The organism is Bradyrhizobium frederickii (genome assembly GCF_004570865.1).
GTDB classification, from domain to species: Bacteria; Pseudomonadota; Alphaproteobacteria; order Rhizobiales; family Xanthobacteraceae; genus Bradyrhizobium; species Bradyrhizobium frederickii.
The window spans coordinates 349,241-359,410 of sequence record NZ_SPQS01000005.1 but is presented as its reverse complement, the minus strand read 5'-3'; the positions used below and the strand labels follow the sequence as shown (position 1 = coordinate 359,410).

The 10,170-nt window shown below is 66.1% G+C and carries 8 protein-coding genes; all 8 read right to left on the bottom strand.

Annotated elements, in window-relative coordinates; genetic code table 11:
• Positions 1-133: 133 nt before the first annotated feature.
• A complete protein-coding gene (locus E4K64_RS11415; RefSeq protein ID WP_135163593.1) occupies positions 134-856 on the bottom strand; it encodes a nucleotidyltransferase family protein in 723 nt (240 codons plus the stop codon).
• Between the two features lie 118 nt (positions 857-974).
• Entirely contained in the window at positions 975-1,292 is a 318-nt protein-coding gene (locus E4K64_RS11410; protein WP_135163592.1) for a PilZ domain-containing protein, read from the bottom strand.
• Positions 1,293-1,476: 184 nt separating this feature from the next.
• Positions 1,477-2,997, bottom strand: coding sequence for a tRNA (adenosine(37)-N6)-threonylcarbamoyltransferase complex ATPase subunit type 1 TsaE (gene tsaE, locus E4K64_RS11405; protein WP_135163591.1), 1,521 nt, complete (start codon positions 2,995-2,997; stop codon positions 1,477-1,479).
• Positions 2,994-5,498 carry a sensor histidine kinase gene (locus E4K64_RS11400; protein ID WP_135163590.1) on the bottom strand — a complete coding sequence of 835 codons (2,505 nt, stop codon included), beginning with the start codon at positions 5,496-5,498 and terminating at the stop codon, positions 2,994-2,996. The genes tsaE and E4K64_RS11400 overlap by 4 nt, the downstream gene beginning before the upstream one ends.
• A 306-nt stretch (positions 5,499-5,804) precedes the next feature.
• A complete protein-coding gene (gene dut / locus E4K64_RS11395) occupies positions 5,805-6,263 on the bottom strand; it encodes a dUTP diphosphatase (RefSeq protein WP_135163589.1) in 459 nt (152 codons plus the stop codon).
• A complete protein-coding gene (gene coaBC / locus E4K64_RS11390) occupies positions 6,260-7,711 on the bottom strand; it encodes a bifunctional phosphopantothenoylcysteine decarboxylase/phosphopantothenate--cysteine ligase CoaBC (protein ID WP_135163588.1) in 1,452 nt (483 codons plus the stop codon). The genes dut and coaBC overlap by 4 nt, the downstream gene beginning before the upstream one ends.
• Before the next feature lie 56 nt (positions 7,712-7,767).
• Positions 7,768-9,342: a 2-polyprenylphenol 6-hydroxylase gene (gene ubiB, locus E4K64_RS11385; RefSeq protein ID WP_135163587.1), complete on the bottom strand. Its 1,575-nt coding sequence runs from the start codon at positions 9,340-9,342 to the stop codon at positions 7,768-7,770.
• Positions 9,339-10,100, bottom strand: coding sequence for a bifunctional demethylmenaquinone methyltransferase/2-methoxy-6-polyprenyl-1,4-benzoquinol methylase UbiE (gene ubiE / locus E4K64_RS11380; protein WP_135163586.1), 762 nt, complete (start codon positions 10,098-10,100; stop codon positions 9,339-9,341). Before ubiE ends, ubiB begins: the two co-directional genes overlap by 4 nt.
• Positions 10,101-10,170: the final 70 nt, after the last annotated feature.

The following is a 10,170-nucleotide window of genomic DNA, read 5'->3' as shown; positions in this document are numbered from 1 at the left end:
GCGAGTAGTCCCCGCTGTTCGCCAGGCTGGACAGGTGTCATCATCCGCGAAGGCGGATGATCCAGTATTCCAGAGGCGATGGAGTTTGACCCCAGAGGCCGCGGCGTACTGGATGCCCCGCCTTCGCGGGGCCCTACGCCACGCTCTCCAGAAACGCCTCTTCCGCGGCATGCACGGCATCGGGCGTGCCGACGTGCATCCAGACGCCGTCGAGACGCAGGCCGAACAGCCGCTCCTGCTCGTTGGCGCGGTCGAACATCTTGGTCAGCGAGAACTCGCCCTCCGGCGCGCCCTCGAAGATCGACGGCGACAGGATCGCCGCGCCCGCATAGACGAACGGAACGACCTCTTTTTCCTTGCGCTTGCGCAAGGCCCCGTCGGGCAGCATGCCGTAATCGCCGCGGCCGCTATAGCCGATACTGGTCGCGGTCGGCGCCATCAGCAGCAGGATGTCCATGCGCGCGGGGTCGAAATTTTCGGCAAGCCGCGTCAGGTTCGAGCGCACGCCGTCGATCCAGAGCGTGTCGGAATTGACATGGAAGAACGGCGCATCGCCGAGCAGCGGCAGCGCCTTGACCACGCCGCCGCCGGTGCCGAGCACCTGATCGCGCTCGTCCGAGATGGTCACGCGCGGATGCTGGCGCGATGCGACGTGATCGATGATCTGGTCCGGCAGGTAATGCACGTTGACCACGGCCTCGGTCACGCCGGCCCGGGCGAGCTTGTCGAGCACGTGGTCGAGCAGCGGCTGGCCGGCCACAGGCACCATCGGTTTCGGCATCTTGTCCGTCAGCGGACGCATGCGCAGGCCGAACCCCGCGGCGAGCACCATGGCTTTGGTCGGTTTGACGGACATCCTTCGCTTTCTCAGACCTTTCGCGTTCGCAGCAATCCTAGCACGAGGTTAGACCAGCCGCACCGCATCTCAACCGCCTTAGCCACCCGCCGTGACGGTTGTACGACGGGTGTTGCCGTCATGCCCCGACGGCTGTGGAACGGGCCTTTTTCTTCTTGTCACCCACCTTGAGGAAATTGACGCCGATCTGGTCGCCATTGACCCAGGCAAGCTCGCAGCGCCGGTAGGCCAGCCCGGTGGACGACAGCAGCAGAAAGAACTCTTTCAGATGCAGGCCCTCGACCGAGCCGTCGATGGTCAGCTTGGCGCCGCTATCGGAGACGTCTTCCATGGTGCATTCGCGCCGCCAGGTCCCGTCGATTCCCATCATCTGGGCCGGAATCCCACGCTCGAAAATAACCCTGCTATTTCCGCGCTGATCCGCTTTCGCCGCCATCTGCCTTGCTCCAGCCCCGTAATGAACCGGCTGCCTCGCCGTCAGAATAGCGACATCTTGGCTAACGGCCGGTAAACCGGGCCTGAAGCGCGATGAGATCAGGATCGTCATGGCGCTTTAGGTTGTTGTTTGAGCATGATCTTTTCGGAAAACCGCTGCGCACTTTTCCGGATCATGCTCCAGATCAGCCTTGAGGGGGCGGCACGTTGGCGAGATACCAGTCGCGCAAGGAGCCCAGCGCGGGATGGGCCAGCGAACGCTGGAGATAGGTCCAGATCCGCGGCTGATGGCGCAAATAATGCGGCTTGCCGTCGCGGCGGTTGAGGCGCGCGAAAGTGCCGAGCAGGCGCGTGTTCCGCTGTGCCGACATGATGGCGTAGAGCTCGGCGAAGCCGGCCGCGTCAAAACCGGCGTCGGCGGCACGGCGCGCCTTGATGTAACGCGACAGCAGCGTCAGCTCGATGCTTTCGGGCACGTCGATGCGGGCGTCCTGGAGCAGCGACACCACGTCGTAGGATTGCGGCCCGAGCACGGCGTCCTGGAAATCGATTACGCCGACGCGCTCGATGCCGGTGCGATTGCCGAGCCAGATCAGATTGGGCGAATGATAGTCGCGGATGATCCACGTCCGCGGTGCCGCTAGCGGCTTCTCCAAAAGCTCGCGCCACATCGCAAAAAATTCCGCGCGCTTCTCGTCGGCGAGCGGTGCGTTGCGGTCGGGCAGATACCATTCCGGCATCAACCCGATCTCGATCAGCATCGCCTCGATGTCGAAGACGGGAATGGCGTAGGTCTGCCCGTCGAGTGGCAACGTCTCCGGCAGCGTCTTGCCGTGCAGGGCGGCCAGCACGTCAATCGCGGCCTCGTAACGCTCGACAATCGGGCGGGGCGGATCGCCCTCGATCACGCCTTCGCTGCCGAAATCCTCGGAGATCAGGAAACCGTGGTCGAGATCGAAATGATGGATCGCCGGCGCCGAGAGTCCCTGCGCACGCAGGCCTTCGTCGATGGCCACGAACGGCTTGACGTTCTCGGCGAGATGCACGGCGGCGCTGTAGGATTTCCCGTTGTACATCGCAGCGCCATCGGGCCGCTGCGGGAAGTTCATCAGGATGACGACCTCGTCGTCGTGCAACAGGCGGGCATAGGAGCGCGTCGAAGCATCCCCGGCCATGCGCCTGCGCGTTGCGTCCATGTAACCGGACGCGTCGAGGAATTCGCGCAACACCTTCAGTCGTGCCACGACGGCCGCGCTCTTGCCGTAGCCCGTGATGTCGGCCGCGCGTGCGCTCGATCCCAGTGCCGGCCGGTGCGTCAGCGCGATGTCGATACGGTCCTGCGGCATCGCCGACGGTGCACGCTCCGGCCATTCGATCAGGACCAGCGTGGCATCGGGCAGCGGCGACAGCCCGATCTCCTCGAGCTCGCTCTCGTCCTCGACGCGGTAGAGATCGGCATGCAGCACCGGGAAGGGCGGCAGCTCGTAGCCCTGCACCAGCGTGAAGGTCGGGCTCGGCACCTCCAGCTCCTCGTCGCCGGCGAGATAGCGGATCAGGCTGCGCGCCGCCGCAGTCTTGCCGGCGCCGAGATCGCCGGTGAGCGTGATGACGTCGCCGGCGCCGACCAGAAGCGCGAGGTCGGCCATCAATTGCGCGGTGGCCGTTTCGTTGTGGAGTGCGACGGAGAGTTTGGTGGGTTCTGTCATTCGGCGGCGTCGCGATGCGCCGCCTGGTCGGTCGGGAAATCGCAGATCACGACCGTGCCGCGGCCGACGATCGAATCCACCCGTACCTTGCCGCCATGCAGCTCGACGAAGGAGCGCACCAGCGACAGGCCGAGGCCGGCGCCGCGATGACGCGAGCCCTGCGAGCGGCTTTCGAACCAGTTGAACACCTTGTCCTTCATGTCGGCAGGTATTCCAGGCCCGGAATCTGTCACGGTGAAGACCACGCTGCGCTCGGTGCGCCGCGCGCTGATGCCGACGGTGGAATCCTGTGGAGAAAACCCGATGGCGTTGGCGAGGAGGTTATAGAGCACCTGCACCACGCGCTTCTCGTCGCCGACGAAGCTGCCGACATCGGGCGCGATCTCGACCTTGAGGCGGATGCGGTCGGTGGCGAGCCGGTCCTGGATGCCCTCGGCCGCGAGCTCGATGGCCTTGCTGACGTCGACGGGTCCGAGTTCCAGCTTCATCGCGCCGGCATCGATGGTGGCGAGATCGAGGATGTTGTTGGTGAGTGCAAGCAGCGCGTTGGTCGATTTGGTGACGTAGTCGAGATATTCGGCCTGTTTCGGCGTCAGCGGCCCGGTCGAGGGATCGCTGAGGAAATGCGCGAAGCCGATGATGGTGGTGAGCGGCGAGCGCAGCTCGTAGGAGACGTGGTGGACGAAATCCACCTTCATCTGGTCGGCGGCCTCCAACGCCTCGTTGCGCTCGCGTAGCGCGCGCTCGACGTTCTCGGTGTCGGTGATGTCCTGGAACGTCAGCATGGTGGCGCCGTCGTGCAGTGGGCGGATCATGCCGTCGAGCACGCTGCCGTCCTTGCGCTCCAGCTTGAGCGGGACGTCGGCGCGGTTCTCGATCGAGGTGATGGCCTCGCGAATCTGGCGCCAGACCGCGGGGTCGTCGAACAGCTGATGGCACCAGCCTTCCACGGTCTGGATGTGCGGCTCGTCGCGCATGGCGTCGCTCGACAGCTTCCACATCCGGACGAAGGCCGGGTTGAACAGCTGCGCCTTGCCGTTGCTGCCGAACACCGCGACGCCCTCGGCGAGGCTGTCCAGGGTCTCGCGCTGGACGCGGATCAGGCCGTCGAAGCGGCGGGCGAGGTCGAGGCTCTCGGTGACGTCGTCGAACAGATAGGTGACGCCGCCTTCCGGGTTCGGCGTGGTGACGACCGAGAGCGCGCGGCCGTCGGGCAGATACCAGGTCTCCTTCGCGGTCTCGACCGCGCGATAGGCTTCGTGCAGCTTGGCCTTCCAGGCCCGGAAGTCCGGCTGCTCCGGCAGCTTGCGCGCGGCGCGGAGCTGGTCGAGCACGCTGGAATCGTCCGGATGGGCGTCGAGGAAGCTGCGGTCGAGGTCCCACAGCCGGCGGTAGGAATCGTTGTAGAAGGCCAGGCGACGCTGGCCGTCGAACACGGCCACGCCGGAGGAGAGCTGGTCGAGCGTGCGGCGATGCGCCTCGGCCATGCGCACCAGCGCCGCGCTGAGCCCATCCGCCTCGCTGGCATCGATAGCGACGCCGACGCTGCCGCTGCCGACATTGACGGCGCGCACGTCGTAAATACGGCGCTCGCCGCCGATCACGATCGGCAACCGCGCGTTGAAATTGGCCGCCTCTTTCAGGCCCCGCTCCATCGCGGTGCGGTCGGCGCTGTCGAGCAGCTCGAGCTTGCGCTCCTGCGCGTCGGTGACGCTGTTCGCCTCGGTCGCACGGACATAGGCGGGGTTGGCGTAGGTCAGCGCGCCGTTCTCGCCCTTGGCCCAGATCGGCCAGGGTGCGGCGGCGGCAAAGCCGCGCAGCATCTCGGTCTCGTCGGAGAGCGCGTTATAGCGCAGATGGGTCTCGGCCAGCTCGCGGCGCAGCCCCGAAAGTTCGCGAATCCGGACGATGGCCTGGCCGCCGATGGCGCGGCCGATCGCTTCCAGCGTATGGCCGTGCGCGGTGCTCAGCGTCAGCTGGAACCCGTCGCCGCGGTCACGCAGGGCGTCGACCGCATGGTCCATCTGCAGCGCGGGTTCCGGCGGCAGCCAGGTTCCGAATGCGAGCACGCGTTGCGGCGAAGAATCGCGCGGCAGCACCATGGAGATGTCGCCGGAGATCTGGGCGCGATTGTCGCCGGCCGGCCAGGAGATCAGAATCTGCGGCTCGGCGAACAGCAGCGCGCCGAAGCGGTCGGCCTGGAGCTGGAGTTCCCCGATTCGGGCGCGCAGCCGCGCCTCGTTCTTCGCCGTCCGCACCCGCGTGCGCATCAACAGGATCGCGGCCATCACCGAGAAGCCGAGCAGAGCCAGCGCGGTGGCGAGCACCGCGAGTTCCTGCCGGTTGAAATCCAGCATGATGGAGAGGGTGTCGATGAGGTCGGCGGCCTCGGCCGGCGCAGCCGGCAGCAGCGCTGCGAGAGCGCCTCCCAACAAGCCGTTGCGCGCAAGCGATGTGCACGACAGCAGCGTCCGACGTATCGACACGATCACGCCTGACATAGTTGCCCCAAGACCGCACGAATTTGCGCGCGGCGAACCCCCGTCGCGCGCGAATCAAAAGACAATACTCTCACCGTGACTCCGCCGGTAAGAGTCCAGATCGTGAACGTAAAGATGGCCCCTAAAAAATGCGGGCGGCGGTGTTCCCCATCACGTATTTCTTCGGGATGATTCGGCTGAGATTGCCGTGTGTTAGCGGGCAATCTCCGCAATGGGGCGCCCCCAGAGGCAAGAGCCCTCACCCGCGTCGCTTCGCTCCGCGACCTCTCCCGCAAGCGGGAGAGGTGAAGCCAACTCGCGGCTGTATCAGCGGCCGGTCGAGCCGAAGCCGCCGGCGCCGCGATCGGTGGCCGACAAGGTGGCGACGGGAACCAGCGCGGCCTGCACCACGGGCGCGATCACCATCTGGGCGATGCGCTCGCCGCGCTTGATCACGAACGGTGCCGCGCCGTGATTGATCAGGATCACCTTGATCTCGCCGCGATAGTCCGCGTCGATCGTGCCCGGCGAGTTCAGCACGGTGACTCCGTGCTTGGCGGCGAGTCCCGATCGCGGCCGCACCTGCGCCTCGTGCCCGGGCGGCAAGGCGATCGCAAGCCCCGTCGGCACCAGCGCGTATTGGCCGGGCGCGAGCGTCAGCGGCGCGCTGTCCGCCACCGCCGCCATCAAATCGAGCCCGGCGGCCTCCATAGTCTGATAGGCCGGCAATGGCAGGCCGTCGGCATGGGCCAGTTGCTGCAGTTCGACGGTGACCTCAGTGCTCAAGATGCCGGCTCCAGAAATTTGCCGCTCACGGTTTTCGCAACATGCGCGACCAGCTCGATGGCGACCTGTTCCTTGGTCATCACCGGCCAGGAATCAACTGTAATCTCGCCGTCCTTCTCACCATTCTTGCGGCTGATCAAATGCACCGTGTTGCGGTCACCGCCCATCACGCCGGTGGCGGGCGAGACGTCGTTGGCGACGATCCAGTCGCAGCCCTTGCGCGCAAGCTTGGACTTGGCGTTGTCGATGAGGTGCTCGGTCTCGGCGGCAAAGCCGATCACCAGCGGCGGGCGCTTGTCGGTCAGCTTGGAGATCGTGGCGAGGATGTCGGGGTTCTCGACCAGTTGCAGCGGCGGCATGCCGGCGGACGTCTTCTTCAGCTTCTGCTCGCCCTCATTGGCGACGCGCCAATCGGCGACCGCGGCGGCGAAGATAGCGATGTCGGCGGGCAGCGCGGCCTGCACCTGCTCCAGCATCTGCCGCGCCGATTCGACATGCTTGACGGTGACGCCGGCGGGATCGCCGAGATCGACCGGGCCGCTCACCAGGATCACCTCGGCGCCGGCGGCCTGCGCGGCCGCGGCAATGGCAAAGCCCTGCTTGCCGGAGGAGCGGTTGGCGATGTAGCGCACCGGATCGATCGGTTCGTGCGTGGGGCCTGCGGTGATCAGCACGCGCTTGCCGGCGAGCGGCTTTGGCACCGGCGGCCGCAGCAGCCGCTCGGCGGCATTGGCGATCTCGATCGCCTCGGACATCCGGCCGACGCCGGCCTCCCCCGCCTCCGCCATCTCGCCGGAATTGGGCCCAATCAGCACCACGCCGTCGCGCTGAAGCTGGGTGACATTGCGGCGCGTGGCCGCATTGCTCCACATCAGCGGATTCATCGCCGGCGCCAGCAGCACCTTGCGGTTGGTCGCAAGCAGGATGGCGCTGGCGAGATCGTCGGCATGGCCATTGGCCATCTTCGCCATCAGGTCGGCGGTGGCCGGCGCCACCACGATCAGGTCGCAGTCGCGCGCGAGGCGAATGTGTCCGGCGTCGAACTCGCTCTGGGGGTCGAACAGGTCGGTATAGACGCGCTCATGCGACAGCGCGCTCGCCGCCAGCGGCGTGACGAACTGCTGTGCCGCCTTGGTCAGCACACAGCGGACCTCGATGCGGCGCTCCTTCAGCCGGCGGATCAGGTCCAGCGATTTATAGGCCGCGATGCCGCCGCCGATGATCAGGGTGACGCTGGCCTCGGGAATCGCTCCGGTGCGCTGCGGCGTCGGGGCAGTGGATGCTGTTGGCGGCGCCGAGAACGGCGTCAGCGGCTCCTCGCGGCCCTCGATCAGCTCTCGCAGGATGACCCGGACCTCTTCCTCGACCGATCTGCGATTCTTGGCCGAGCGCAGCCGCAAATAGGTTTTGACGGTGTCGTCGAGCTTGCGGATGGTCAGGCTTGCCACGGCGCCCTCCAGCACGGAATGATAGCGATGCTATCATCCGAGTGATTGCAATGCAATCACAAATTCCGGACGGCGATCAGGATACCGATGAAAGTTGCGGCGATGATCCAGAGCGCGACGGTGCGCCAACGGTTCTTGCGCCCCTCGCTACGGCCCATCGCTGCGATGCTCTCCGGCGACAGCCTGATGCCGTCCCGCGTCATGGTTTCGAGCTGCTCAAGCACCTTCACCGATCGCTCGGCGATCTCCGGCAGGCGCATCAGCACGCGCGCAATGTCCCCGGTCCCGGCGAGCGCGCCCTGCACCCGGCCTACGGGTCCGAGATTGCGCTCGATCCATTCGCGCACCACAGGGTCGGCGACCTTCCAGATGTCGAGCCTGGGATCGAAGCCGCGCGCCACGCCTTCGACCACGACCATGGTCTTCTGGAGCAGGATCAGCTCGGGCCGCGTCCTCATGTCGAACAGGCCGGTGACCTCGAGCAGCAGCGTCAGCAGCCGCGCCATCGAGATCTCTTCCGCCGTGCGATTGTGGATCGGCTCGCCGATGGCGCGGATGGCTTGCGCGAAATTCTCGACCGAGTGATGCGCGGGCACGTAGCCCGCCTCGAAATGCACCTCGGCGACGCGGCGATAATCCCGGGTGATGAAGCCGAGCAGGATTTCGGCGAGGAAGCGCCGCTCCTTCATGCCGAGCCGGCCCATGATGCCGAAATCGACCGCGACGAGACGGCCGGCGTCATCGAGGAACAGATTGCCCGGATGCATGTCGGCGTGGAAGAAACCGTCGCGCAGCGCGTGGCGCAGAAAACTCTGGATCACCTTGCGGCCGAGATCGGGCAGGTCGACCCGCGCCTCTGCAAGGCGCTTGTGATCGTTCAGCGCGATGCCGTCGATCCATTCCATCGTCAGCACGTTGTGCGTGGTGCGATCCCAGTCGACGCTCGGCACGCGGAAGTCGGGATCGTCGCGCGTGTTCTCCGCCATCTCCGACAGCGCAGCCGCCTCCAGCCGCAGGTCCATCTCCATGGCGACCGAGCGCGACATGGTGTTGATGACTTCGATCAGGCGCAGCCGCCGCGCTTCCGCCGAGTAGGTCTCGGCCTTGTATGCGACGAAGAAGAAGTCGGAGAGATCGCGGCGGAAACGCGCGGCGACGTTCGGCCGAAGCACCTTGACCGCGACCGACTTGCGGATGCCGTCATGCAGGACTTCGCCGCGATGCACCTGCGCGATCGAGGCGGCCGCGACGGCCGGCCCGAAGCTCACGAAGATGTCCTTCAGCGGCCGCTCCAGCGACGTCGCGATGGCGGCCTCGGCTTCGTCCTGCGGAAACGGCGGCAGGCGATCCTGCAGGCTTTCGAGGTCGCGGGCCATGATGACGCCGACGACGTCGGGACGCGTGGCCAGGAATTGTCCGAGCTTGAGATAGGCCGGGCCCATCCGCGTCAGCGCGCGCGAGATTCGTGGGCCGTGCTTGACGCCGCGCCGCTCGACGAGGCGCGCCAGCTTCAGCGCGAGTTGTCCCGGCGGCGGCACCAGGCTCGGATCGACCGAACCGAACACGCCCTCGCGCGCAAACACGAACGCGGCGCGGATCAGGCGCGAAATGTGGGTGAAGGCAGAGATCACAAACGCCAGCCCGAATGCAGTGCGACGATGCCGCCGGACAATGTCTGCCAGCTGACGCGGGAAAAGCCGGCGTCGCGGATCATGTCGGCGAAGGCGTTCGGCTTCGGAAACTTGCGGATCGATTCGACGAGATATTGGTAGGATTCGGCATCGCCCGTGATCATGCGGCCGAGCGGCGGGATCACCTTGAACGAGAACAGGTCATAGAGGCGATCGAGCCCGGGGATCTCGACGGTGGAGAATTCCAGGCAGAGGAAGCGGCTGCCGGGCTTGAGCACGCGATAGGCCTCGCGTAGCGCCAGATCGATCCGGGGCACGTTGCGAATGCCGAAAGCGATCGTATAGGCGTCGAAGCTGCGGTCGGCGAAGCCAAGCGCTTCGGCATTGCCTTCGACGAAATCCACCCGGGTTTCGAGATGCCGCCTGACGGCGCGCTCGCGGCCCACCGCCAGCATGTCCGCGTTGATGTCGCAGACGGTGGCATGGAAGCCGGTACCCGCGGCCTTGGCGGCGCGGAACGAGATGTCGCCGGTGCCGCCGGCGACGTCGAGCAATGCGAACGGCCGGTCGCTTCTGGGCGGGTCGAGCGCCGCGATCATGATGTCCTTCCAGACCCGGTGCAGGCCGCCGGACATCAGGTCGTTCATCAGATCATAGCGCGACGCCACGCTGTGAAACACGTCGTTCACCAGCGTCTGCTTGTCCCCGAGAGGGACGTCTTTGAAGCCAAAATGCGTGGTTTCGCCCGGCCGATCCATTACTCTACTCCACTGGGCGGACCATAGCGCGCCCGCCGCAATGGCGCTATCACACCGCCCTCATAAGGTG